At 35.2% G+C, this 25,191-nt stretch carries 23 protein-coding genes; 20 read left to right on the top strand and 3 right to left on the bottom strand.

Annotation, left to right across the window (positions count from 1 at the left end; all coding sequences use genetic code 11):
• Positions 1 to 341: 341 nt before the first annotated feature.
• From LB941_RS08840 to LB941_RS08830, 3 genes are all read left to right on the top strand, one after another.
• Positions 342 to 2,066, top strand: a complete 1,725-nt coding sequence (locus LB941_RS08840) for an ABC transporter ATP-binding protein (RefSeq protein ID WP_253361294.1) — start codon at positions 342 to 344, stop codon at positions 2,064 to 2,066.
• Between the two features lie 10 nt (positions 2,067 to 2,076).
• Positions 2,077 to 3,846, top strand: coding sequence for an ABC transporter ATP-binding protein (locus tag LB941_RS08835; protein WP_253361292.1), 1,770 nt, complete (start codon positions 2,077 to 2,079; stop codon positions 3,844 to 3,846).
• 113 nt (positions 3,847 to 3,959) lie between these two features.
• The gene (locus tag LB941_RS08830) at positions 3,960 to 4,670 is read left to right on the top strand and encodes a M57 family metalloprotease (protein ID WP_253361304.1); all 711 of its coding nucleotides are present in this window, start codon (positions 3,960 to 3,962) and stop codon (positions 4,668 to 4,670) included.
• A gap of 343 nt (positions 4,671 to 5,013) precedes the next feature.
• On the opposite strand, the gene LB941_RS08825 is transcribed toward LB941_RS08830, so the two are convergent.
• Positions 5,014 to 5,466: a hypothetical protein gene (locus tag LB941_RS08825; RefSeq protein ID WP_253361290.1), complete on the bottom strand. Its 453-nt coding sequence runs from the start codon at positions 5,464 to 5,466 to the stop codon at positions 5,014 to 5,016.
• A 232-nt stretch (positions 5,467 to 5,698) separates the two neighbouring features.
• On the opposite strand from LB941_RS08825, the gene mnmE reads away from it, so the two are divergent.
• The 16 genes from mnmE to LB941_RS08745 all read left to right on the top strand — a co-directional run bounded on the left by mnmE (position 5,699) and on the right by LB941_RS08745 (position 20,677).
• Positions 5,699 to 7,093 (top strand): tRNA uridine-5-carboxymethylaminomethyl(34) synthesis GTPase MnmE, encoded by a 1,395-nt coding sequence (gene mnmE, locus LB941_RS08820; protein WP_253361288.1) that lies wholly within the window; start codon positions 5,699 to 5,701, stop codon positions 7,091 to 7,093.
• A gap of 17 nt (positions 7,094 to 7,110) precedes the next feature.
• Positions 7,111 to 9,018 (top strand): tRNA uridine-5-carboxymethylaminomethyl(34) synthesis enzyme MnmG, encoded by a 1,908-nt coding sequence (gene mnmG, locus LB941_RS08815; RefSeq protein WP_253361286.1) that lies wholly within the window; start codon positions 7,111 to 7,113, stop codon positions 9,016 to 9,018.
• A 21-nt stretch (positions 9,019 to 9,039) separates the two neighbouring features.
• Positions 9,040 to 9,438, top strand: a complete 399-nt coding sequence (locus LB941_RS08810; protein ID WP_253361284.1) for a hypothetical protein — start codon at positions 9,040 to 9,042, stop codon at positions 9,436 to 9,438.
• Positions 9,439 to 9,611: 173 nt separating this feature from the next.
• The gene (locus LB941_RS08805) at positions 9,612 to 10,046 is read left to right on the top strand and encodes a PTS sugar transporter subunit IIA (protein ID WP_253361282.1); all 435 of its coding nucleotides are present in this window, start codon (positions 9,612 to 9,614) and stop codon (positions 10,044 to 10,046) included.
• Between the two features lie 17 nt (positions 10,047 to 10,063).
• A complete protein-coding gene (locus LB941_RS08800) occupies positions 10,064 to 10,558 on the top strand; it encodes a PTS sugar transporter subunit IIB (protein ID WP_253361279.1) in 495 nt (164 codons plus the stop codon).
• A 30-nt stretch (positions 10,559 to 10,588) separates the two neighbouring features.
• A complete protein-coding gene (locus tag LB941_RS08795) occupies positions 10,589 to 11,443 on the top strand; it encodes a PTS mannose/fructose/sorbose/N-acetylgalactosamine transporter subunit IIC (RefSeq protein ID WP_253361277.1) in 855 nt (284 codons plus the stop codon).
• 1 nt (position 11,444) lies between these two features.
• On the top strand, positions 11,445 to 12,281 hold the full coding sequence (locus LB941_RS08790; protein WP_253361275.1) for a PTS system mannose/fructose/sorbose family transporter subunit IID: 837 nt from the start codon (positions 11,445 to 11,447) through the stop codon (positions 12,279 to 12,281).
• 17 nt (positions 12,282 to 12,298) lie between these two features.
• Entirely contained in the window at positions 12,299 to 12,610 is a 312-nt protein-coding gene (locus tag LB941_RS08785; RefSeq protein ID WP_253361273.1) for a DUF202 domain-containing protein, read from the top strand.
• Entirely contained in the window at positions 12,610 to 13,407 is a 798-nt protein-coding gene (locus LB941_RS08780; RefSeq protein ID WP_253361271.1) for a Cof-type HAD-IIB family hydrolase, read from the top strand. The genes LB941_RS08785 and LB941_RS08780 overlap by 1 nt, the downstream gene beginning before the upstream one ends.
• A gap of 185 nt (positions 13,408 to 13,592) precedes the next feature.
• Positions 13,593 to 14,255, top strand: a complete 663-nt coding sequence (locus LB941_RS08775; RefSeq protein WP_253361269.1) for a response regulator transcription factor — start codon at positions 13,593 to 13,595, stop codon at positions 14,253 to 14,255.
• Positions 14,256 to 14,468: 213 nt separating this feature from the next.
• On the top strand, positions 14,469 to 15,176 hold the full coding sequence (deoC, locus tag LB941_RS08770; RefSeq protein ID WP_253361267.1) for a deoxyribose-phosphate aldolase: 708 nt from the start codon (positions 14,469 to 14,471) through the stop codon (positions 15,174 to 15,176).
• A gap of 103 nt (positions 15,177 to 15,279) precedes the next feature.
• Positions 15,280 to 18,066, top strand: a complete 2,787-nt coding sequence (locus LB941_RS08765; protein ID WP_253361265.1) for a sigma-54-dependent transcriptional regulator — start codon at positions 15,280 to 15,282, stop codon at positions 18,064 to 18,066.
• Between the two features lie 23 nt (positions 18,067 to 18,089).
• On the top strand, positions 18,090 to 18,539 hold the full coding sequence (locus LB941_RS08760; RefSeq protein WP_253361262.1) for a PTS sugar transporter subunit IIA: 450 nt from the start codon (positions 18,090 to 18,092) through the stop codon (positions 18,537 to 18,539).
• A complete protein-coding gene (locus LB941_RS08755; RefSeq protein ID WP_275980021.1) occupies positions 18,536 to 19,021 on the top strand; it encodes a PTS sugar transporter subunit IIB in 486 nt (161 codons plus the stop codon). Before LB941_RS08760 ends, LB941_RS08755 begins: the two co-directional genes overlap by 4 nt.
• Positions 19,022 to 19,043: 22 nt before the next feature.
• Positions 19,044 to 19,832 (top strand): PTS mannose/fructose/sorbose transporter subunit IIC, encoded by a 789-nt coding sequence (locus tag LB941_RS08750; RefSeq protein WP_253361260.1) that lies wholly within the window; start codon positions 19,044 to 19,046, stop codon positions 19,830 to 19,832.
• 14 nt (positions 19,833 to 19,846) lie between these two features.
• Positions 19,847 to 20,677, top strand: coding sequence for a PTS system mannose/fructose/sorbose family transporter subunit IID (locus tag LB941_RS08745; protein ID WP_425270531.1), 831 nt, complete (start codon positions 19,847 to 19,849; stop codon positions 20,675 to 20,677).
• A 112-nt stretch (positions 20,678 to 20,789) separates the two neighbouring features.
• Here LB941_RS08745 and LB941_RS08740 read toward each other — a convergent pair whose 3' ends face one another.
• Both LB941_RS08740 and LB941_RS08735 read right to left on the bottom strand, forming a co-directional pair.
• The gene (locus LB941_RS08740) at positions 20,790 to 22,607 is read right to left on the bottom strand and encodes a DUF2207 domain-containing protein (RefSeq protein ID WP_253361258.1); all 1,818 of its coding nucleotides are present in this window, start codon (positions 22,605 to 22,607) and stop codon (positions 20,790 to 20,792) included.
• A 121-nt stretch (positions 22,608 to 22,728) separates the two neighbouring features.
• On the bottom strand, positions 22,729 to 24,111 hold the full coding sequence (locus LB941_RS08735) for an amino acid permease (RefSeq protein WP_253361256.1): 1,383 nt from the start codon (positions 24,109 to 24,111) through the stop codon (positions 22,729 to 22,731).
• A 91-nt stretch (positions 24,112 to 24,202) separates the two neighbouring features.
• On the opposite strand from LB941_RS08735, the gene mmuM reads away from it, so the two are divergent.
• Positions 24,203 to 25,129 carry a homocysteine S-methyltransferase gene (gene mmuM / locus LB941_RS08730; protein WP_253361254.1) on the top strand — a complete coding sequence of 309 codons (927 nt, stop codon included), beginning with the start codon at positions 24,203 to 24,205 and terminating at the stop codon, positions 25,127 to 25,129.
• Positions 25,130 to 25,191 lie beyond the last annotated feature (62 nt).

Raw genomic sequence — 25,191 nt, 5'->3', positions numbered from 1 at the left:
TCATCTTTTTTAGTATAAAACAAAAAATGGTATTGATAGAATATTTTTTCTATCAGTACCATATATTATAGAACCAATAATTTCAATCAGAACCTTTTTGTTCTAACTGAAAGTGAAGTTAGAACCAATCATCGTTTCTGAAACTTCAAGTTTGTAACAAAAAATGACGTTCATTATTTTCAACACACAAACATGATTTAAGACTGAAACCGAGACAAAAGGCCTAAATCTGTCTATTTAGTAGATTCTTAGCAGTTGGATAAGTTGACAATAGTTGTTAAATACTTTATTAATAAGAGAATATAGAGTTTGAAAATGCAGATTAAGGATGGGTGAAAGAAGTGAGGATTGTTGTACCGTATTTAAAGAAATATTGGGGAGATCTTTTAGGTGCGATTAGTGCAGTTATAATATATGCACTGACAGCGCTCTGGCAGCCGCGCTTGTTGCAAAAAGTGTTACAAGCAGTTATGGCTAATAAACAGGAGCTAATTCGTCTTTACGGAGTCCAATTGATTGGCTTAGCAATAATAGGTATTATTGCCGGAATTGCCAATGTTTATTTTGCAGCCCGTTTGGCGCAGGGAGTAACTAGTGATTTACGTGAAGAAGTGTATATTAAAATTCAAAGTTTTTCCTTTAGCAATATTGAATATTTTTCAAGTGGCAGTCTAGTGGTACGGCTAATTAATGATATGAATCAAATTACTAATCTAATTTTAGCTGCCGTCATGCAAATAATTAGAGTACCAGTCTTATTTATTGGTTCTTTTATTTTAGGGATGCTTACGATTCCACGTTTGTGGTGGGTTGAAGTGTTACTTGTTATTTTGATTTTAGGTGTGGCATATCTAATTTTTAAACGAATGGGGCATTTGTTTGAAAAAGTCCAAAAATTAATGGATAAGATTACGACGCTAGTTAAAGAGGAATTGCAAGGAATTAGGTTGATTAAGTCATTTAACCAAGAAAAAAATGAAGAAGCTAATTTTAATAAAGTTTCTGATAAAATGAATGACGTTAATCTTATTATCGGATATTTGTTCTCAGTGGCTTTTCCAATTTTCATGGGGGCAGCATACTTAGCAATTTCATTAGCTATTTATGTGGTTGGTCAAAACATTACAGTCCATCCAAGTGATATTACGGCAATCAGCTCTTATGTAACTTATCTATATATTCTAACGAGTGCGATAATAGTTGGAGCACTGACGTCGATGCAAGTTTCAAGAGGAATTGTTTCGTTAGGCAGAATTAAAGAGGTTTTGGATACTAAGCCCAGTCTGATCTATAAAAAAGATGCCCCACAAGAAGAACTTGTCGGTTCGGTTGAATTTGATAACGTAAGTTTTCGATATCCAGGAGCTAGTGAAAATGATTGGACACTTAAAGATATTTCTCTTCAGGTTAAACCTGGTGAGATGGTTGGAATCGTCGGTGCGACAGGTGCAGGAAAATCAACAATGGCACAACTTATAGCACGGCTGTATGATCCAGTAAAAGGTAGTGTCAAAGTTGGTGGCATTGATTTACGTGATATTAATGAAAAATCATTACGTGCGGCAGTGTCTTTTGTTTTACAACAAGCAGTTTTATTTACCGGTACAATTGAGTCTAACCTAAAGCAAAATAAGCGTGAAGCTACAATAGAAGAACTGGAAAGAGCAATTGGTATTGCCCAAGCAGCAGAGTTTATAAATACGTATAGTGATCGCTTTGAACATGTTGTTGAAGAAAGATCAGCTAACTTTTCTGGTGGTCAAAAACAACGTTTATCAATCGCACGTGGAGTAGTTGGGAATCCCACGATTTTAATATTGGATGATTCGACGTCGGCATTAGATGCTAATTCAGAAAAATTGGTGCAAGAAGCACTTGCTAAACATTTAAAACACACAACAACCTTTATTATTGCGGAAAAGATTGTATCTGTTTTAAAAGCTGATAAGATTCTTGTTTTAGATGAAGGTAGATTAGTTGCGCAAGGAACACATAAGCAGCTATTACAAAGTTCACCAATTTATCAAAAAATATATGCAACTCAAAAAGCAAAGAAATTAGACTAGGAGGGCAATAGTGACTAGATTAAGTGAAGCAATTGGATATTTTAGACGTTACTTAAAACCTTTTTGGAAAGGAATTACACTCGTAGTAGTGTTAACCTTAGTGGCAACGTATTTTCAAGTAATGGCACCAGTCTATATGGGAAAAAGTGTGACAGCATTGACAGATTTTATTACACAGGCTGCTAAGGGTCATGCATCAATGCAGAGTTTTTTCCAAGCTTTTTGGCTGATGGCTGTTTGTTTTATCTTGAATGTAGTGGCATTATGCATTTCGTGGTTAGTAACTTCCCGTTTTAATGCATATTCAACTAATAATATGCGTAAGGGCTTGTTTTCAAAATTACAGCGGTTAACGATTAAATACTTTGATACTCATCAAGATGGAAAAATTCTTTCCTTATTTAATTCAGATTTAGATAATGTTTTTAATGCAATGAACAACGCGGTATTTGAGATTATTTCGCAAAGTGCGCTTTTTTTTGGAACTATTTGGATTATGCTGATTATTAACGTTAAATTGGCACTAATAACAATGGCGTCAACACCCTTTGTTGTTTTAATCAGTATTATTATTATGCGTAAAGCACGTAAATATTTGGACAAGCAACAAGCTGAAATTAGTAATCTTAATGGTTACATTAATGAACAAATTAATGGTCAAAAGGTAATTATAACTAATGGTTTGCAAGAAGAATCAGTGCGCAATTTTCGTGGCTTTAATAATAAAGTGCGCAAAGCAATGTTTAAAGGTCAATTGTACTCAGGACTACTTTTTCCATTGATGAACGGCTTATCATTATTGAATTTAGCAATTGTAATTGCAGCAGGTTCACTTTTAATAATGAGTGGAAATATAGGTACAGCAACAGGGTTAGGTTTAATAGTGATGTTTGTGCAGTATTCGCAGCAATATTTTCAACCATTGATGCAATTGACATCGATTTATTCAATGATGCAATTAGCTATTACAGGGGCTAAACGATTAGTTGCAGTCGAAAAACAAAAAGAAGAAGAAAGTGTAACAGATGGCATTGTTTTGGCAGGTTTGCAAAAAAACGTGGCATTAAAAGATGTTCATTTTGGTTATTCAGCCGAAAAGGAGATTTTACATGGGATTGATATCAACGTACAAAAAAATCATTCAGTGGCTATTGTAGGCCCAACTGGTTCAGGAAAAACAACGGTAATTAATCTTTTAAATCGATTTTATGATGTTACCGGTGGTTTAGTAGCATTTGATGGTGTGGACGTTCGCACATTAACCCTGGAGTCATTGCGGGCACATGTAGGGATTGTATTGCAAGAGTCGGTTCTTTTTACCGGTACTATTGCAGAAAACATTGCTTTTGGCAAACCAGAGGCAAGTCAAAGTGAAATTCAAGCAGCAGCTAAAAAGGCTAATATTCATGATTTTATTTTGACACTACCAGCAGGGTATCAGACCAAAGTTTCTAATGAAAATTCAGTATTTTCAACAGGTCAAAAGCAACTAATCAGTATTGCACGGACATTGCTGACAAATCCAGATCTTTTAATTTTAGATGAAGCGACTTCAAATGTTGATACAGTTACGGAAGAAAAAATTCAAACAGCGATGAATAATGTGATTACTGGACGGACAAGCTTTATCATTGCACACCGATTAAAAACGATTGTTGAGGCAGATGAAATCATTGTGTTGAAAGATGGGAAAATTATCGAAACAGGAAATCATCAGGCGCTGTTGGCGCAAAAGGGATTTTATTATGACTTATATAAGAGTCAAATGGCATTTGATTAAATGAATAGCATATAAAACTAGTTGCAGAGCTAACGAATTCTTAACGTTTACCTTACACATCTTTTAAATAGGTATTGTATAGTTAATAAAAACTAAAAAGGGGGCAGCTATTGATGATCTATCGTTTTTTTCGATTTATTTGGAGTATTATCTGTACTGCCATTTTGGGAATTGTCGTGCTTTGCGGTTTTTACTATGCTAGTATGGCGAGGCCAGATCTTTTAGGGAATGCATATAACAGTTTTGCTACTATCGCTAATAGTGGTTTTAATAGCTGTAAGTATTTTCTAAAAGATCATGGGGTTAATATTCCCGAATTTAAGTTAAGAAAAGTGACAGTTGCGCAATTAAGTGATACAACCAGTGAGAAAAAATATACTAAAGCACGTTGGGCATCAGCCACGGCAACTGTGTATATTGCAACCGAAGATGCTACGTTGAAAAGTGCCTATCTGAGTGCGATTTCTGCTTGGAATAATACCGGTGCATTTACGTTTAAGATTGTAACAGATAAAGACAAAGCAGATATTGTTTGTAAGACGATGACGGATGCAAATACACAAGCTGCAGGTGAAACAAAGGTCAGCATTGATGCAGCAACTAAGAAGCTGGCCCATGCAACTGTTAAATTAAATAAATATTATTTATCTAGCAGTGAGTATGGGTATTCAACGCAAAGAATTATTAACACAGCTGAACATGAATTAGGACATGCGATGGGGTTAAAGCACACTAATCAAATTTCGGTAATGCAACCAAGTGGCTCAAATTATTCAATTCAACAATTAGATATAAATAATGTAAAAAAATTGTATGCTGAATAATTGGAGCATACTTATTGATAGCTAATGGAGTATAATTTAGCTATTAGTTGTAATTTGAAAGAATAAAAATACGTTGTAAACGTTATATTTTTAATTTACTTAAATTAAGCACTTTCAAAACTTGTATTTAATGATTTAACGGACTATACTTATTCTTGTATGTAAGGTTAATTGTAGACCACTAATACATGCATTTCATTTCAAGCCTTGAAAACTCCATATCATGGGGCTTTCTCCATTAACTATGATATCTACACCAATAGTAAATGACCTCTTGCTTACAGCTGCAGCAAGAGGTTTTTTATTTTGGATTTATGGCAATCCTTTTTATTATCCAAACCATTCACATTGCTTTTTTTACTTTATGAATTGTCAAAATAAATAGTAATAATAAAAATAAGATATTAACCCAAAGCATGGGTAGTGTAGTATGCGTAAAGAAATATAGTAAAATAACCCATGAAAGAGACTCAATGTACCAACATAAAAGAGTGGCAATGTATTTTGCATTTTTGACATAGTTAGTAATTAGTGGAATTCGATTCAAAACGGCAGGCAAAAAGCGATATATAATAAAACTGCCTATGTGAAGAAGGAGTAGAAACAGTATTCCAGGAAGTAAGATAGATGTTTTGTACTGAAAGACCGCAGAAACTGTGCCATTAAGATTAAAGCGTGTGGGCAGAGTATGACCCAGGCGAGATTTAAATAAAAATAGGAAAATGCTTTGAATAATAAAGCTTACAAAAATAGCAAGAACTAGAAAATAATCCTTTTTAATAGTAGAAATATGCATTAGATACACCTCCGTTTTTAGGTAATGAATGTTTAATTTAATTATAGTCTTATTTTTACACAACTAGGCATCTTCAATTGACATTTTTCTTATTTAAACGTATATTAGTGTTAATCATTCTTATCTTATAAAGATAAAGTAGTCAAAGTGCTTTGTCCACGTGTAAGTACTCTTTTACGAGAGGAAAGGCGTGGAGTGGCGCTTTTTTTATGCAATAAAGGAGGAAAAATTAATGACTACAATGACAGTAACGGAATATGACACGATTGCTGCAATCTCTACGCCGCCTGGAGAAGGAGCTATTTCAATTGTTCGTCTAAGTGGAGAAGATGCGATTGCGATTGCACAACGAGTTTTTAAAGGCAAAGATTTGACAGCTGTGGCGACACATACTATAAACTATGGTCATATAATTGATCCTAAAACAAATATTGAAATAGATGAAGTTATGATTTCAGTTATGCGTGCACCTAAAACATTCACGCGAGAAGATGTGATTGAAATCAACTGCCATGGTGGTATTGTGGCCACTAATAAAATTTTGCAATTACTTTTGTCCAATGGAGCGCGGTTAGCGGAACCTGGTGAATTTACGAAGCGTGCCTTTTTGCACGGTAGGATTGATTTAACACAAGCAGAGTCAGTGATGGACTTGATTAGAGCTAAAACGGATCGTTCGATGAAAGTAGCTTTGAATCAATTAGATGGGAACCTGTCACATTTAATCAGAAATTTACGTCAAGATATCTTAGATGTCTTAGCCCAAGTTGAAGTAAACATTGATTATCCTGAATATGATGATGTTGAAACCATGACAACTAAGTTACTAAAAGAAAAAGCGCAAGAAGTTAAAGCACGCATTCAGCAACTGCTAAAGACAGCTCAGCAAGGCAAAGTGTTACGAGAAGGACTCGCAACTGCGATTGTCGGCCGACCTAACGTGGGTAAATCCAGTTTATTAAATCATCTTTTGCATGAAGACAAAGCTATTGTCACAGAGATTGCAGGGACAACACGAGATGTAATTGAAGAATACGTTAATGTTCGCGGAGTGCCTTTAAAACTGGTTGATACAGCAGGAATTAGAGAAACAACAGATAAAGTAGAAGCTATTGGAGTTGAACGTTCAAGAAAAGCAATTGATCAAGCTGATTTAGTTATGCTAGTTCTTAATTCTAGCGAAGCTTTAACTACTGAAGATCAAAAATTAATTGCAGCTACTCAGGATAAAAAAAGAATTGTTATTTTAAACAAGACGGATTTGGCGCGTAAGTTAGATGAAACAGAACTACAGAAGTATGTTTCGCAAGATGAAATTTTAGCAACTTCCGTTTTAAAGAATTCCGGAATGGATGAATTAGAAGAAAAAATAGCAATTTTATTCTTTGGCGGAATTGAAAACTCACAAACAACAGTTATGGTGACTAACGCTCGTCATATTGGGTTGTTAAATCAAGCTGAAGATTCACTAGATGCAGTTCTTTCAGGAATTTCAGCAGGAATGCCAGTTGACTTAGTGCAAATTGATATGACAAATGCATGGGAGTTATTAGGTGAAATTACCGGAGATAGCTATCAAGATGAACTATTAACGCAATTATTCAGTCAGTTTTGTTTAGGAAAATAAAGGAGGCAATTTGATTAATGGAAGTAAAGCAATATCAAGCTGAAGACTATGATGTAATCGTCGTTGGTGCCGGTCATGCAGGGTGTGAAGCAGCTTTAGCGGCAGCACGAATGGGCAATAAGACACTGTTAATGACAATTAACTTAGATATGGTTGCATTTATGCCATGTAACCCTTCAGTTGGTGGACCCGCAAAGGGAATTGTTGTGCGTGAATTGGATGCTTTAGGCGGTGAGATGGGGCGCAACATTGATAAAACCTATGTTCAGATGCGGATGCTAAATACCGGTAAAGGACCAGCTGTTCGAGCATTGCGGGCGCAAGCAGACAAGCATGCTTATTCGGCAGAAATGAAACATACAATTGAACGCGAACCTAATCTTACATTACGTCAAGGTATTGTAGATGATTTAGTTATTGAAAATAAAACAGTTGTCGGTGTAATTACGAATACAGGTGCACGTTATGGAGCTAAAACCGTTGTTTTGACAACAGGAACAGCAGCTCGTGGCAAGATTATTATCGGTGAATTGATGTATTCATCCGGCCCTAATAATTCACAACCTTCGATGAAATTATCCGGTAATCTAGAAAAACTAGGGTTTGTGTTAGAACGTTTTAAAACGGGAACACCACCACGTGTTGATGGTAATACGATTGATTATTCTGTTACCGAAGAACAACTTGGTGATGCAGATCCCAATCATTTTAGCTTTGAATCTAAAGATGAAGATTATTTACCTGTAGAAGACCAGATGTCTTGTTGGTTGACTTACACGCGAGAAAAAACACATGAGATAATTCGTAAAAACCTTGAGCGAGCACCAATGTTTTCAGGTGTAATCAAAGGTGTCGGCCCACGTTATTGTCCATCAATTGAAGATAAGATTGTGCGCTTTGCAGACAAGGATCGGCACCAATTGTTTATTGAACCGGAAGGTCGCAATACGGATGAATACTATGTGCAAGGTTTTTCTACTTCAATGCCCGAAGAAGTTCAGCAAAAAATGGTACACTCGGTTCCAGGATTAGAGAATGCACACATTATGCGACCGGGTTATGCAATTGAGTATGATGTAGTTTCACCATATCAATTACGCCCGACACTAGAAACCAAGTTAATTAAAAATCTATATACCGCTGGTCAAACAAACGGAACATCAGGTTATGAGGAAGCGGCAGGTCAAGGAATGCTCGCAGGAATAAATGCTGGACTTAGAGCATTAGATAAAGAACCTGTTGTTTTGAAACGATCTGATGCTTATATTGGAGTAATGGTAGATGATTTAGTAACTAAAGGAACAAATGAACCTTATCGCTTACTGACTTCACGAGCTGAATACCGTTTATTACTAAGACATGATAACGCAGATTTGCGATTAACAGAAATTGGACATGAAATTGGTTTGATTTCAGATGAAAGATATGCACAATTTGAAGCCAAGAAGGCAACGATTGAAGCAGAAAAACAAAGATTAGCAACAATCAGAATTAAACCAAATGCTCAAGTAGATGCTTACTTAAAAGAACATGGAGATAGACCTTTAAAAGATGGCGTATTAGCAAGTGAGTTCTTACGTCGGCCTTATGTGAAGTATAATGATTTGTTAAACTTTATTCCAGCACCTGAAGAACCGTTGGATAGGCGCGTAATTGAACAGGTAGAAATTCAATTCAAGTATGAAGGCTATATTAAAAAAGAGTCTGAAAAAGTTGAAAAATTAAAGCGAATGGAAGCTAAACAAATTCCAGAAAGAATTAATTATAACGCAATCGAAGGTTTAGCAACGGAAGCACGGCAAAAATTAACTAAGATTCAACCAGAAACATTGGCTCAAGCAAGTCGTATTAGTGGTGTAAATCCAGCAGATATTTCCATTTTGGCTGTTTATATTGAACAAGGAAGAATTGCTAAAGTTAAGTAGTTGACAAAGTAGGTGAATTAAGTGGGCCTTTTTATTAATCAAACAGATTTTAAGGAATATTTACTGCACCAATATCCAGAGCTTGATTATGATGCCAGTAGAGTTTTAGTGGCTATTAGTACAGTTAAAGCTAATCCAATCATTAACTGTTTATATGTAACTGATAATTTTTTCTTTGCTGCGCGATATCATAGTGCGATGGCCTTTTTTTCTGATGGCCTTAGTTTAAAACAAACGGAAATTGTTAAAATGTATTTGATAGATAAGTGGTTATCAACTAATTTAGTTATTGAAACTAATATAATGTTAAAAACTGGCGATAAACTCGTTTTGAAGATGAATTTACCTAAATTAAACCGAACACCTTGGCATGTGCATAATTTAAAATTATTACGGCAAAGGTTACCGTTGCAAAAGTAAAGTATAAAAAGAATAATTAATAATATGAATTCCAAGATCTATAAAAAGATGGGATTCATATTTTTTTGCGTAATTTTTGACAAATGTCATCTAAAAATGGTGATTTAGGTCACTATAAAGCGTTTTTACAAAATGTTAATCTTTATTTAAGAAATATAGAAAGGAGGTTGAAGATGAAATACCTATTACTTGTTAGTCATGGTGATTTTTCACAAGGGTTAAAAAGTTCTTTAGCAATGTTTGCAGCTGACAAAGTTGATGAAGTTATAGCTGTAGGTCTTAAGAATGGTGAGGCAGTCGATAGTTTAGCAACACGGTTTTCGCACCAAATAGCAGATTTATCAGATAATACGTTTGTTGTTCTTGGCGATATTATTGGTGGTAGCCCACTTACAACAGTATGTAATGTATTAGCGCAAAAGGAATTATTAGATAGTTCTATTGTACTTGGAGGAATGAATTTGCCAATGGCATTAAATGCATTGATGATGAAGGATATTTTAACCGGTGAAGAATTTGTTACAACCGTTTTAGCTGAGGCACAGTCTTCATTACGTCAATTTAAACCAAGTTCAACAGATGATGAAGACGAAGATGAAGATATTTAGTAAGGGAGGAATCACGAATGACAGTTTCTTTTGTAAGAATTGACGATCGTATGATTCATGGACAGACAGTTACACGGTGGGCTAAAGAATTCCCATGTGATGGTTTAGTAGCTGTTAATGATTTAGTATCAAAAAATGCAGTTTTAAAGGATGCCTATAAAGCAGCATCTGATAAGAAGACATTTGTATGGTCCAAAGAGGCTTGGCAACGTAAATCGCAACGTGTATTGGATTCTAAAGATAATTATTTTTTAATTACTAAAGATCCAATTGATATGAAAGCGATATTGGTTGATCAAGGCTTTGTTCCAAGCGGTGTTAAAGAAATAATCGTTGGACCATGTAATGATCGTCCTGGCACAGTCAAGTTAGGGAACAATCAATCAATAACTAAGGAAGAAGCAGCAGCAATTGAAGCAATTGAAAAAGCGGGTTATCGAGTAAAATTTCAATTATTGCCAGATGTTTCGATTGGATATTGGGACAAGTTTAAAGGACAATTTGGTTTTTAAATTTTATTCTAAACAAAGGAGAAATCGATTATGACAATTAGCTGGATACAAGCAGCTATTCTAGGAATATTTGCTTGTTTATCATCGTTGCCAGGGATGGCAGGTACTTCAATTGGGAATTATACTTTAGGTCGACCATTAGTTGGTGGCTTAGTATGTGGTATTGTTTTAGGCGATATTAAATTAGGAATTATGTGTGGGGTTGCGATGCAACTTGTTTATATTGCACTTGTTACTCCAGGTGGAACTGTTTCTGCCGATGTTCGTGCAATCTCATATATTGGTATTCCACTGGCTATGGTTGCAATTCAATCACAAGGATTATCAGCAACTTCAACGGCTGCTGCTAGTTTAGCAAAATCAATGGGTACTTTAGTTGGAACAATTGGTACAGTTTTATTCTATGGAACAGCGACACTAAACCTTGTATGGCAACATATGGGGTGGCGTGATGTTGAAAAAGGCAATTTTAAGAAATTATATGGTGTTAACTGGGGATGGCCTTGGGTCTCTCATTTATTATTCTCATTTATTCCAACATTAATCATGTGTAAATTAGGTGCTACGGCTGTTACAACTTTGAAAACTGCTTTGCCAATGGATGGTATTCCAATGAAGACTTTATTCACGGTTGGTGCAATGTTACCTTGTGTCGGGATTGCTATTTTATTAAAACAAATTGTTGAATCAGCAATGGATTTTGTGCCATTTTTCGTAGGTTTCACTTTAGCAGCTTCACTTTCTTTGAATTTAGTATCATGTGCTGTTATTTCATTAATCTTTGCATTATTATTCTACAACCTTGAAATGGCTAAGAATGCTAGAGCAGCAGCGCCAGCGGGTGGCAGTTCAATTGATGATGATGACGATGAGGAGGATATCTAATATGGCTGAAAAGAAAATTAGTAAAAAAACCTTGATGAAGTCATTTCATCATTGGTATTATGGAAATTTAACTTGTTTTTCACAAGAACATATGCAAACTTTTGGTTATTTAACTTCGATGTTGCCAATCGTTGAAGAATTGTATGATAAAAAAGAAGATCAAGAAGAAGCAATGCAGACTTATACAGCATTCTTTAATACAGAACCTCAAATTGGTTCGGTTGCTGTCGGAATTACAGCGAGTTTAGAAGAAGCACGTGCTAATGGTGCTAATGGTATTGATAGCGAAACAATTAATGGGTTACGTGCTGGTTTGATGGGTCCGTTAGCAGGTATTGGTGATTCAATGATTGTTGGGACATTGATTCCAATTATCTTGGGTATTTCTTTAGGCTTATCTACAGGTGGTTCTCCAATCGGGGCAATTTTCTATATTATTGTATGGAACTTACTAGCGTATTTTGGTATGAAATTTGCTTATTTTAAAGGCTATGAGATGGGTGATAAAGCCGTTGAATTTTTGGTTGGAGCCCAAGGTAAAGCTATTCGTAAAGCGGTAGGTATCGTTGGTGGTATGGTTGTAGGTAGTGTTGCTGCAACTTGGGTATCAGTTACAACATCATTTGAATTGAAAAATTCAGCTGGCAAAGCTTATTTAGTATTACAAGATAAGTTGGATGCTGTATATCCAGGTTTATTAACCGCTGGATTTATCATTTTTTGTTGGTGGTTGATGGCTAAAAAGAATATTTCACCTGTTAAAGTAATGCTCTTATTAGTAGTTATTGCTTTTGCAGGTGTTGTGTTAGGAATCTTCAACCCAGGTTTGAAGTACTAGTGATAGGAGGGACAAAGTTGAATAGAGCTGAAATTGTTAAAGGTTATGAAACTGAGATATTGTATCAAAAGCATATGTTGGAAAATTTAGGGAGATGGTTTTCTCTTTTCTTAGGCGTTGTTGGTATTGGAATCATAATGCTTTATTTTTTCCATTTAACTAATGTCCTATTGCTTATTTTAGGTGTTGTTTTGATTGTTGTTGGTGGATTAGGAATGTTAGTTATCGGTTATGGAATATATCGTGGAAATAAAAATTTACGGTTGGTTATCAATGAATTCGAAGCTAAAGTAGCACCTAGCCCAAGTGAAAAACAAGAGGTAGCATAATGATTCCTAAATTAATTTTTAGTGATCTTGACGGAACTCTTTTGAACAACAAGCATCAGATAACTTTTTTAACCAAACAAGCTATTTCTCAGATAGTAACAAGCGGGAGTAAATTTATTCCTGTATCAGCAAGGATGCCAGCAGCAATTAAGCCGATAATGGAAGATTTAGAGATAAATTCTCCTCTGATTGCGTATAATGGAGCTTTAATTTGTGATGAAAAAGGGAAAGTACTAAAATCAGACACAATGGCAACAGAGTTAGCACAGGCAATTTGTCAAAATGTCAGTACTAATTTACCAGAATTGGTTTGGAATATCTATAGTAACGATATATGGGCAGCAACGCAACACGATAATTATTGGGTAGCGCATGAAGAAGAAATAGTGGCTGTTTCAGCTAAACGAATAGCAACATGGAGTGAATTTTCTGAATTTCCATTTGTGCATAAGGTGCTATTAATGGGGGCTTCAAATCAGATTGAACAGGCACAAGTACAGTTGAAAAAGATGTATCCAACATTATCGATTGTCCAATCATCACCTAATCTGATTGAAATAACTAATGGTAATGTCGAAAAGAAAAATGCGGTAAAGTATTTGATGGACTACTATCAAGCAAGGACAAGTGAAACAATTGCTTTTGGAGATAATTTCAATGATTTAGGAATGCTGAAAACCGTAGGAACGGGCTATATAATGGAAAACGCACCTACTGTATTAAAAGAAAAATTTGCTAATGTAACTTTGGATAATAATCATGATGGCGTCGCTGTTGTTTTAAACCAATTTGAGTAATCAAATGTGTATTAAACGTGTTTTGTTTTAGTGTTAATCTGTATTAAAAAGATAGAGACCTGTTTTATTTTAATAAGACAGGTCTTTTTTAGTGGCTTAATCTAGCTGGAAAAAGAAAATTGGCATGGAATTTGCTTGTATATAAGTAAAGACTACTAGGTAAATCTTGTTAGGAGGAAGATAGTATGATTAAAATTTTAATTTTAACCAATCAAGAGTTAATAGGGGAAGCTTTACGATTAGTATTGTCAGCGCACAAAGAATTAAATGTTGATCTTAAAACAACCAACTGTCAAGTAGCAACTGATAAATATGATATTGTTATGTTGGATATGAATCTTTCAGAAACGGATTGTGCTGGATACAAAGAAACACTTAAGCGTACAGACAAACTAATAATGCTTCAATTAACTGGTAGTAGCTGTACGCTATATAACTTTTCGGCGGCAGGGTGTTGGGGGTATTTACTGCAATCAAGGAAGGTTTCATTAGATGAATTGTATCAAGAAATCGTAAAAGTTTATCATGGACTTATCGATCAAAATAAGTCATTATCGAATAAAGCTTTCAATTTGTTTTCTCGAGTAGTTATTAATAAACCGGCGATGTCTATGGAAACAACTGGAGTAGAGTCACTTTCTGAATCTGAGTGGCAAATTGTTCAAAATATTAAGCTGGGACTATCAAACAAGGAAATAGCAACAAAACTATCTTTATCTGAAGGAACAATCAGGAATTACCTTTCAAACGTTTTAGCAAAGTTGAATTTACGTGATCGGACACAATTAGCAATTTGGGCATTGCAAATAGGTGATTATCAACAAAACTTGATGAAAAACAATGCTTAAAAGCATTTGAAATGGCAGGCCTAAGCGCTATGGATTTTCAAATGTTGGGTGACGAAATGTGTGCAAAAAGGCAAATAGTTGCGGGTAACCTTGCAAATTAGATAATCCAAGCCTAGATTATTTGGGGTACAGTTAATGCTCGTTGGCTAACAGTCTTTTGTCCCACTATGGATATTTATAGAATAAATAGAAAGCGATTACAAAGGAGAAAAAATGCATTATACTATACAACAATTAGCGCAATTAATTGATCATACAAATTTATATGCCGCTGCAAGTAAACAAGACATCGAGAAGCTATGTGATGAGGCTGTAAAATATCAATTTAAGATGGTAGCTATTAATGAATATCAGACACATCTTTGTGCAATGAAACTAGCACAAAGCAAAGTACATGTAGGGGCGGCTATTAGTTTTCCATTAGGACAAACGGATTTGAAATCTAAGCTTTTTTCAGCGCAACAAGCGCTTAATGCAGGTGCTGATGAAATTGATTACGTGGTTAACTTGTCAGCTGTTAAAAACAAGGACTATGCATATGTAGCTGATGAGATGCAGCAAATGGTTAAGCTTTGTCACCACCAACAAGCGATTTGTAAAGTAATATTTGAAAACTGTTATTTAAAAAAAGAAGAGATTAGCACTCTTGCTAAAATTGCGAAGAATGTGAAACCTGATTTTATTAAAACTTCAACTGGATTTGGTATAAGTGGTGCAACAATAGAGGATGTTAAATTAATGAAACAAGTAGTTGGGCATGAAGTAAATGTCAAAGCGGCTGGAGGGATTCGTGATGCTGCGACCTTTATAAAAATGATTCAGGCGGGAGCTACGCGAATAGGAACAAGTTCAGGGATTAAAATTATTGAAGAACTACAGCAAAAAATGAGATTAGCTGCGATTAGTGAGTTAGAAATATAGTTTTGTTAAGAAATACACAAAATATGAGGCTAGATGTTATTATTATAGAGGAGATTGCTTTAATTTTTTAATAGTTAGTTGCTATTTACTGAGGAGGTTAATTTTGAAGAGAATTGAAAGAATTTATCAATACCTATTTCAAACTTGGAAGAACAAAAGTCAAGCTGAGATGCTAAAAACTCAGGGAACAACAACAACGGCTATCGCAAGTGCGTTAAAATTAGCCAGAACTAATGTTTCGAGTGATTTAAATAAATTAGTTAGAACGGAAAGAGTTTTAAAAGTTAAAAGTTTTCCGATTAGATATTTACCAGTTGAGTGTGTATTAAAAAAACTTAAGGTGCAGCAATTACTATATTTTGAAGTTGCTAACTTAGAAGAGTTAGTTACTGATTCGACTGAAAAAAGAGTAGTTGCTACAAATGCTATAAGAAGTGTCAAAGAAAAAATAGATCCGTTAACTGAGATGATTGGATATAGTGGGAGTTTAAAAAAGGCCACGACACAAGCAAAGGCGGCCATTATGTATCCACCACATGGGTTACATATGATGCTAGTAGGACAAACAGGGGTTGGGAAAACATATTTTGCTAATCGGATTTTTGCATATGCACAATATCGTGGCGTTTTTTCAAATCAAGTCCCTTTTATATCATTTAATTGTGCAGATTATTATAATAACCCGCAATTGTTATTAGCAACTCTCTTTGGTTATGCTAAAGGGGCATTTACAGGAGCTACGAGTGATCAATCCGGTTTAGTAGAGCAAGCTGATGGAGGTGTATTGTTATTAGATGAAGTTCATCGGTTACCACCTGAAGGACAAGAGATGCTCTTTTATTTTATAGATAATGGTATTTTTAAACGATTGGGAGAAAGCAAAAAGCAAAGAAAAGCAAATGTTCTGATAATTTGTGCAACAACAGAAGACCCATCTTCAACGTTGCTGAAAACATTTTTACGACGGATACCAATGACAATTGAGATACCGCCCTTGGCAGAACGACCTTTAAGTGAAAAGATAGAATTGGCTAAATTTTTATTTACAAAAGAGGCGCAACGAATAAAAAAAGATTTGAGTGTTAGAATTGATGTTTTTACGGCTTTGCTAATTGACGAAAGCTATGGAAATGTAGGTGAATTGAAGTCACAAATCCAATTAACATGCGCCCAAGCTTTTTTAAATAATATAAGTTCAAAAAAAGTTACTGTTATTTTGAATGACTTGCCCGAAAATTTGCGTCAAGTTTGGTTGAACAATGCGGCTAGAACACGACATGAAGCTGAGTTTTCTCGTTATTTAGATACTAATACGCTTTTCTACGTTGGAAAAACACCACAAGATGATGATAAAGACAATATTTACGAGCTTATTGAAAATAAGGTGCGTCATTTGCAGCGTCAAGGTATTTCGGTAGAAGATATTCATCAGTATATTATGACAGATATACATTTACATATTAAAAATTTTTTCAAGCAGTCATTGCCTGATGTGAATCTTAATAAGTTTGTTGATCGAAAAGTTTCAAAATTTGTCGAACATTTAAAGAAAATAGCAGAGCAAGAGCTAAAAGTCCAGTTAGATCAACGCTTTATTTATTATTTGAGTATGCATATTGATGCGTTCTTTAAAAGAGGAAATCATACAGATATATTGTTAAAAAATGAAGTTGAAAAAATAAAGAACACACATCACGCTGAGTACCAAGTTGCATTGATATTTCAGCAGCAAATAATTTCAACTTTTTCAGTAAAGGTTCCAGATATTGAAGTAATCTATTTGACAATGCTGCTTAGTTCAATTAGAACCTTATCAGAAAAAAAGCAAGTTGGTGTTTTGGTAGTTGCTCACGGAAATTCTACCGCTAGTTCGATGGTTAAGGTAGCTACTGATTTACTGGGAAATGCCAACATAGGTGCGTTAGACATGCCTCTTACCGTTTCGCCTAATGAAATTTTACGGCAAATGGCAGAGATGATTGCAAAGCTAAATCAAGGTAAAGGGGTATTGTTGCTAGTTGACATGGGTTCGTTAGGCATGATGACGCAGCAACTACGGAAATTAACAGGCGTTAAATTAAAAACATTAGCTAACGTTACGACAGCAGTTGTGTTAGATGTACTAAGGAAAATTAGTTATGTCGATATGGACTTAGATTCTATATATAATTCAGTGCAACAAGATTTAGCCCAATTAGTTAATAATCAGGTTAGGACAGCTAAGGGTACAAAAGTGATATTGTCAATTTGTATGAGTGGTAGTGGGACTGCACAACGATTGAAAAAAATAATTCAGAAAATTATTGCACAAATAGTTAGTGAAGAAGTAATTGAAGTTAAAACAGTGTCTATTTTGAAAATGACGGAGATAATACCTAAAATTGCTAAAGAATACGAGATTATTGCTGCTGTTGGGACTAAGCGGCCAAGCATAGCAGTTCCTTATGTGTCATTAGAAGAGTTGATTGCAGATAGCGGGGAAAAGAGACTAATTTCAATTATTACGCAGCAACCAGAGCCCAAACAACTAACGCAAGAGCAAAACATAGTTGTAACTAGTATGTGTGAAGATGTTTTACGTAAGCACCTAGTTTATTTGAACCCTGATGTTATTTGTAGCTTACTGCAAAATTGGATACAACAGTTGCAGTTACAGCTAAATAGTGATTTCTCTAATAGTCAGCAAATAAAATGTATCATACATACAGCTTTTGCAATCGAGCGTTGTTTGCGTAACAATCCAATGGCGTATACAGAGGAGCCTTCAGCCAAAGTGCAACAGATTATGCCAACAGTCAAGGAGTCATTATTGGCCAGTATAACTTCAATAGAAGTTGAAATTACAGATGATGAACTTTATTTTATCTCTGAATGTGTATTGAATTATTAAGTTGAAAATGAGGGTGAAAAGAAATGATTGCAATTATTGTTGCTGGTCATGGTCATATTGCAGAAGGAATGGTGGAAGCTGCAAAAATGATTTATGGCGGTAATCTTAAGTTAACAGCCATTACCTTTGAGAATAAAGAAGGAATTGAGGATTTAAAAAAACATTATTATGTTGTACTTGATGAACTTAAACCAGGGACAGAAGTTTTATTTTTAATTGATATCTTTGGCGGAAGCCCCTATAATGCGGCAATTCAATTGGCTTATGGAAAACCTAATATTGAAGTGTTGACGGGGGTTAATTTGCCACTTTTATTGGAGGCATTAAGTATGCAAAGTAATCCAGCATTGAAAGTAAAGCAATTAGCAGAGCATCTAAAAATATACAGTCAAAAAAGTTTTAAAATTTTTTCAGAAGAGGTAAAAAAAACAGAGATAAAGAGACTAAGTCAAACAGAGGATGATTTATCATGAGAATAACAATTGCAAGAATTGATGATCGCTTTATTCATGGTCAGGTTTTAACTAAATGGGTTAAGGCCTTTCCTGCTGAGCGGTTAATCGTGGTTAGTGAGGAAATTGCTAATGATCCAATGCGTAAAATTTTAACTTTATCAGTTGCACCAGCAAATATTAAGACAAGTGTCGTTACACCAAATAAGATGAGTAAAGTATTTAATAATCCCAAATATAATAAAACAACGGCAATGTTATTATTTGGTAAACCTAGTGAAGTATTAGAATTAATTGAAAACGGAATTCCAATTAAAGAGATAAATGTAGGTGGGATGCGTTTTGATAAGGATAAATTACACTTAACTGAATCTGTTAGTGTAACACAAGAAGATATTGTAGCATTTGAAAAACTGCATACACTAGGAATCAAATTAGAATTACGTCAATTGCCTAGTGATACACGGCATGATTTTATCAAAATATTACATAGCAAGCAATAACTCTAGTGATGGAGGGATGATAATGAATACAGGACAAATGTTTTTGATATTGCTAATTGCTGGGGTAGCTGGAATTGGTTCAGTTCTTGATGAAGGTCAAATGCATCGACCTCTAGTTGTTTGTCCTCTAATTGGATTAGTGCTGGGTAACTTAAAAATGGGTATTATTTTAGGTGGAAATTTAGAAATGATGGCATTAGGCTGGATGAATGTTGGCTTAGCGATGGCGCCAGATACGGCGTTAGCTGCTGTAATTTCAACAATCGTGGTGATTAATACACATTCATCTATTGGTGACGGTATTGCTCTTGCTGTGCCATTAGCGGCAGCAGGTCAAGTTTTAACAATTTTTGTCAGAACAATAGTTGTTTTTTTAATTCATCGAGGAGATATTTTTGCAAAAAAGGGACAATATAGAGTGTTAGAGTCGATGCACATTTTTGCAATGTTTCTTCAAGCATTACGAGTAATGATACCCACTGCAGGGGTAATGTTTTTAAATACAAAAGTAGTAGAGCAGCTGTTAAGTGAAATTCCCAAAGTTATTAGTGATGGATTGCAGATTGGTGGTGGCATCATTGTGGTTGTGGGTTATGCAATGGTCATTAATATTATGGATGTACCTGAGCTAAAACCTTTCTTCTACTTAGGTTTTTTATTTGCTGCTTTTACAAAATTCAATTTAGTTGGTATAGGTGGTTTGGGATTAATTTTTGCAATTCTGTATTTACAATTAGAGTATCGTGAACCAAAGAAAAAAATTAAAATATCAAACTCAGATGACCTAGATGATGATGATTTAGACGATTGAGGAGGTGTTTGGTGTTGAGTAAGCAAGAAATTAATAAGCGAAAAAAGACCATAACAAATAAAGAACTAACTAATATGTATATTCGTTCTTGGTTTTTATTGGGCTCATTTAATTTTGAAAGAGTTCAAAATATGGGCTTTTGCTTTGTGATGATTCCTGCAATAAGAAAGCTTTATGCAGCTGGAAAAGAGCGAAACGAGGCTCTTGAACGACATATGGAGTGGTTTAATACGCATCCGTGGCTAACAGCGCCTATTTTGGGAGTTGCAACGGCGATGGAAGAAGAGAAGGCCAATGGCGGCGATGTGGATGGAACAGCTATTGCAGCGATGAAAATTGGGTTAATGGGACCTTTAGCAGGAATTGGAGACCCATTATTCTGGGGGACGGTTAGACCTGTGTTAGCTGCATTGGGTGCTGGAATTGCAATGACAGGAAGTGTTTTAGGGCCATTAATATTCTTCATATCAATTAACATAATTAGATTAGCCTGTAAGTGGTATTTACTTAGGTATGGATATTTAAAGGGCAATGAAATTATCCAAGATATGGCTGGCGATCGGATTAAAAAACTAACTCGAGGTGCTGCAATTACAGGTTTATTTACAATGGGAGCTTTAGTTTCTAAATGGACGACAATTGATGTCCCAATCGTTGTCACAAAAATTAAAGGGAAAACAACGACGGTACAAAATATTTTGGATTCAGTGATGCCAGGCATGTTAGCTTTGGTTTTGACATTATTTGTTTCATGGCTATTGAAAAAGGGAGTTAACCCATTACTTATTATTATTTTTATTTTTGGAATTGGTATTTTAGGCAAGTGGTGGGGTTTTTTAAAGTAATTGCCTTTTTTGTAATAAAAAAGCGAATTGTCCAGATTTATTTTCTGAAGCAATTCGCTTTTATTTTGTTGAAAAAATTTTTAAAGTTTGTTAGTAGCGGCTTTCTAATAAGTTAGAACGCTCCACCACCGGAGCCACCGCCAAAACCACCAGAAGAACCCCCGCTAAACCCACCAGAGCCACCAGAAACGCTGGCAATACTGCCTTGAAAATTAGTTGTAAAACTACTGTCGAAGTAAAAAGCTTGGTTGTAGGTGAGTAGATAGTAGAAGCCAAAATTTGTTTGAAGTTCATCTTTTGAAAAAGTAGTGGCCAATGCTTTAACAACTTTTGAAGCTAAGCCAAACGCAACAGCATATGGCATGATATCTTCCCATAAGATACGGTCATTAAGTTCACGTAGATTAAACCGACCAATATCATCTAGCATAGTGTAAAAGCCACGGATGTCATTAATTTTTGTTACACCACCAACTGTAAAAGGTGAGCGTGTCCGCCAGAGATAAAAATATGCAATTAGAAAACCTAGGATAAAAAGACCACTTAGTATGTTCAGCCATAATAGTTTAACTAAAAAGGCACCACCAAGCATAAAGATTGTTGCAAAAATAAAGCTTGCGATTAAAGAACCTTTGATAGAAGAGACACTCGAATTAAGGTAATGTAACTTTTGGGCTGCATCATATTGTGCTTTGGTCCATGAAGAAAATGCTGCTTCGAGTTTTTCGCTAGTCCTGTTACTTACCTTTTTTAGTTTTGAAAAAGTAAAACTATCGTTGGTTCCGGTTGAAAATAGTAGTTTTAAAAATTGATTATCCTTACCAACAAGTAATGACTTATCAAGCAAAGTGATTTGATAATCAGGATGATTAGGCTTTCTGATACTCTTTTTAGGTTCAAGTTGCGTGATAGCTATCCTTTTTTGTGCAGCTAATTCTAGAAGATAAGCACTGAAAGCCTGATTATCTGGATATCTATTAAAACATAAGACTTGTGCAATTGGTGCTGAGAAAGGCGGCATTTCAAACGAATGCGGTGCCTTATGCAAAGAAAACGGGAAAAGCGTATTGTAAGGTTTACGAGCATTCCTAAATAAAACTAATAAAGCAAGGAAGAGACCACTAATAAAGAGAATAGTTCCGATGATTTTAGAGAGCAGTTTATTTTCATTTTTTTCTGCAATTGCTTTTTTAGCTAAGGCTGCTTCTTTTTTTTGTGCTTGAACTTTATGTTTTTTTGAACTGACATAGGTATTTTGAGAGGTAACACTTTTAGCAAATAGTAAGTGGGCTTCAACATAAGTATTTGCAGGATTTCGCTTCAACTTTAAAATAACTTGCCCCGATTTACGATTAACTTTTGTGGTACCATTCAAAGAACCATGACTCCATGCTTGCAGAGAAGAAACATTTTTTTCAGGTAGTTGAATTGCAATATGAACATTGTGCAGCGCTGTATCCCAATTAGAGCCGATGATTTTCCAGTTAAGATCGGCAGTATCAGCATAGTTTTTAACAACTTGTGATAGTTTGTAAGAGTAAGTAACAGTTAAAGTAGACGAATTAACGGGATGGTAGACTTTAAAAGTATAGTCATTATTCTTTTTGTTTAAAGTATATGTATTTTTAGCCTGACTAGTGGAAGGAACAGCTTCAACTAAACTGTTTTTTGAATTTAAATAAACTTTGGGATCTGTTAAGGTTTGTTGATTATTGCGTAAAGCTTGAGTATAAAAAACACCATGAGCTGTGCCGTCAAAATCATAAGTAATGGCTTGAACTATATTGGCAGATCCATCTGAATGTACATTAATATTAACGCTATAGTTAGTGATATCATAACTGACAGCATGGGCAGAAGTCTCTCCTATAAATAGATAACAAAGAACCATTGCAATGATTAATAATAGCGAGCGTACCAATTTTTTCATAATAAAAAATCCCCTTTAGAGTTTTCCTGTAAGTAATGGCTTCCATTTAACCAAGTATATACGAAAGTAAAATTGATTTAAAGGTTACTAGGGAGAAACTTTAATAGGTGATTTTAAGTAATTAACTATGATGTGTTTTTTTAGCATAAAAATAATGTAGAATATAGCACACAATGACAAAGGGAATTGTACAATAAAGTGCAATTCGTTGATTGGGATCAAACCAGATAAGTAAGCATGACAGTAAGCTAGCTATAAAAGCAAACCATGGAACAACTGGAAACCACGGTGTTTTGAATTTTAATTCGCTAATATCATGACCACTAGCGATAAAATGTTGTCTAAACTTTATTTCTGAAAAAGCAATTGCCATCCAAACAATAACAACAGCTAAGCCAGAAACAGAGACTAAGACAAGATAAACAGTTCCAGCAGCAATCACGCTTGACAACAAGGCTAAGATACCGCCTAACATACTGAAGCATAAAGCAATAAAAGGAACACCTTTTTTAGTGGTTTTAGAAAACCAAGCAGGAATTGTACCTTCGTTACCTAAAGACCATAACATCCGAGTTGAAGCATATAAGCCAGAATTAGCAGCTGACATGATTGCTGTAAGAACGACAAAGTTCATAATATTAGCAGCAAAAGGAATTCCCATTAATTTAAAGACGTAAACAAAAGGACTTTGTGTAACACCAGCTTGTTTATATGGAATCAAGCAGGCCATGACAAAGATACTCCCAATAAAGAAGATAACTAAGCGCCACAAAGTAGTGTGGATAGCTTTAGGAATTGTTTTTTCAGGATCTTTAGCTTCACCGGCAGTAATTCCGATTAATTCAGTGCCAGAAAAGGCAAAGTTAACAGTTAGCATAGTGGTAAAGACACCGCCAAGTCCATTAGGAAATGCTCCATTTTTGAAGAGATTGGTTAGTAAAGGTGCATGTGAGTAGCCACTCATGGGTAAGATACCCAAGATAGCTAACCCGCCTAAAATAATAAAAGCAATAATAGCAAAAACTTTAATCGCAGCGAACCAAAATTCACTTTCGGCAAAAACACGGACTGAAAAGGCATTTGAAAGAAAAATCAAAATCATAAAAGCAAGACTCCATATCCAAACGGGAGTCTGCGGGAACCAATTTTTCATAATCAAACCAGCAGCAGTAAATTCGGAACCAAGCGCGATTGTCCAGGTCAGCCAATAGAGAATAGCGACAGTAAAACCAGTTGCAGGACCAATGAATTTTTTAGCATAAACATGAAAAGCACCTGTATATGGCATTGCAACAGAAAGTTCACCTAGACAAAGCATAACTGCATAGACTAAAATAGCTCCAATGAAGTAAGCTAAAATGGTTCCAATAGGTCCAGCTTCATGAATGGTATAACCTGAACTAAGAAACAAACCAGTTCCAATAACTCCACCCAGTGAAATCATGCGAATGTGGCGGGCTTCCATTTTGCGTTCTAAATGTTCAACCTTGGTTTTTTGAGACATAAGAAACATCCTTTCTTGCACTTATGTAAACATTAAGATAATATTAAAAAATAATATATTTATAATAACATATTTAAGGTAGGTGTAGACAATGAATTTAGAAAATGAACTTAAACAACATGCTTTAACACTAGATGGCTCTATGTCAACAGCTTTGGAGGCTTTAGGTGTTAAAACTAATACGGATCTATGGACAGCAGCGGCCTTAGTAACTAATCAAGCAGATGTCTATCGGGTCCATTATGACTATTTTAAGGCTGGAGCTCGTGTAACGATAACAGATACCTATCAGACAAATGTAGCAGCTTTTGAAAAGCATGGCTATTCTAAGCAAGAAGCGCGAGCTATTATTCGTCAAGCAGCAGAGATTGCTAAAAAAGCTCGAGATGATTTTGAAGAAAAGACAGGGATACATAACTATATCGCAGGTAGTATTGGACCTTATGGTGCATATTTGGCTAATGGCAGTGAGTATCGCGGAGATTATGAACTTAGTAAGGCTGAGTTTCAAGAATTTCATTTACCCCGTTTAGAAGAATTAGTTGCTGCTGGAGTAGATGTTTTAGCAATTGAAACGCAGCCTAAACTTAGTGAAGTATTAGCGTTGTTGGATTTATTTCAGACAGAGTTTTCTAATCAAAAAGCATATGTTTCTTTTTCGTTAAAGGATGCACATACAATTAGTGATGGAACTTCATTAGAAACAGCAGTTAAAGCTATAGAAAAATACTCACAAGTAATTGCGGTTGGAATAAACTGTATCGATATTTCGTTAGCACAAACTGCAATTACAGTAGTTGCTCGTGTGACGGATAAGCCGATTGTTGTATATCCCAATTCAGGTGCAGTTTATAATCCAGTGACTAAAACATGGCAAGCACCCGAAAAAGTGCCTAGTTTTGGGCAATGTGCGGCGACTTGGTATGCAGCAGGGGCTCGTTTAATTGGTGGTTGTTGTACTACAGTTGCCAAAGATATTCAGGAAATAGCGGATTATTTAGGAAGTATTGAAAAATGATATATATGTCTAACATAAAAGGCGTTACTTATTGCATCTCATTAGTTGTAATAAGTAACGCC

Origin of the sequence: Ligilactobacillus ubinensis (genome assembly GCF_024160875.1) — a bacterium.
GTDB classification, from domain to species: Bacteria; Bacillota; Bacilli; order Lactobacillales; family Lactobacillaceae; genus Ligilactobacillus; species Ligilactobacillus ubinensis.
This window is presented reverse-complemented; position numbering and strand designations above follow the sequence as displayed.

What these genes read in the sequence shown, in the direction of transcription:
- LB941_RS08740 (WP_253361258.1), bottom strand. Translation starts at nt 22,607, where the DNA reads ATGAAAAAATTGGTACGCTCGCTATTATTAATCATTGCAATGGTTCTT.
- LB941_RS08795 (WP_253361277.1), top strand. Translation starts at nt 10,589, where the DNA reads ATGACAATTAGCTGGATACAAGCAGCTATTCTAGGAATATTTGCTTGT.
- mmuM (WP_253361254.1), top strand. Translation starts at nt 24,203, where the DNA reads ATGAATTTAGAAAATGAACTTAAACAACATGCTTTAACACTAGATGGC.
- LB941_RS08755 (WP_275980021.1), top strand. Translation starts at nt 18,536, where the DNA reads ATGAGAATAACAATTGCAAGAATTGATGATCGCTTTATTCATGGTCAG.
- LB941_RS08760 (WP_253361262.1), top strand. Translation starts at nt 18,090, where the DNA reads ATGATTGCAATTATTGTTGCTGGTCATGGTCATATTGCAGAAGGAATG.
- LB941_RS08790 (WP_253361275.1), top strand. Translation starts at nt 11,445, where the DNA reads ATGGCTGAAAAGAAAATTAGTAAAAAAACCTTGATGAAGTCATTTCAT.
- LB941_RS08800 (WP_253361279.1), top strand. Translation starts at nt 10,064, where the DNA reads ATGACAGTTTCTTTTGTAAGAATTGACGATCGTATGATTCATGGACAG.
- LB941_RS08750 (WP_253361260.1), top strand. Translation starts at nt 19,044, where the DNA reads ATGAATACAGGACAAATGTTTTTGATATTGCTAATTGCTGGGGTAGCT.
- LB941_RS08780 (WP_253361271.1), top strand. Translation starts at nt 12,610, where the DNA reads ATGATTCCTAAATTAATTTTTAGTGATCTTGACGGAACTCTTTTGAAC.
- deoC (WP_253361267.1), top strand. Translation starts at nt 14,469, where the DNA reads ATGCATTATACTATACAACAATTAGCGCAATTAATTGATCATACAAAT.
- LB941_RS08735 (WP_253361256.1), bottom strand. Translation starts at nt 24,111, where the DNA reads ATGTCTCAAAAAACCAAGGTTGAACATTTAGAACGCAAAATGGAAGCC.
- mnmG (WP_253361286.1), top strand. Translation starts at nt 7,111, where the DNA reads ATGGAAGTAAAGCAATATCAAGCTGAAGACTATGATGTAATCGTCGTT.
- LB941_RS08775 (WP_253361269.1), top strand. Translation starts at nt 13,593, where the DNA reads ATGATTAAAATTTTAATTTTAACCAATCAAGAGTTAATAGGGGAAGCT.
- mnmE (WP_253361288.1), top strand. Translation starts at nt 5,699, where the DNA reads ATGACTACAATGACAGTAACGGAATATGACACGATTGCTGCAATCTCT.
- LB941_RS08830 (WP_253361304.1), top strand. Translation starts at nt 3,960, where the DNA reads ATGATCTATCGTTTTTTTCGATTTATTTGGAGTATTATCTGTACTGCC.
- LB941_RS08805 (WP_253361282.1), top strand. Translation starts at nt 9,612, where the DNA reads ATGAAATACCTATTACTTGTTAGTCATGGTGATTTTTCACAAGGGTTA.
- LB941_RS08825 (WP_253361290.1), bottom strand. Translation starts at nt 5,466, where the DNA reads ATGCATATTTCTACTATTAAAAAGGATTATTTTCTAGTTCTTGCTATT.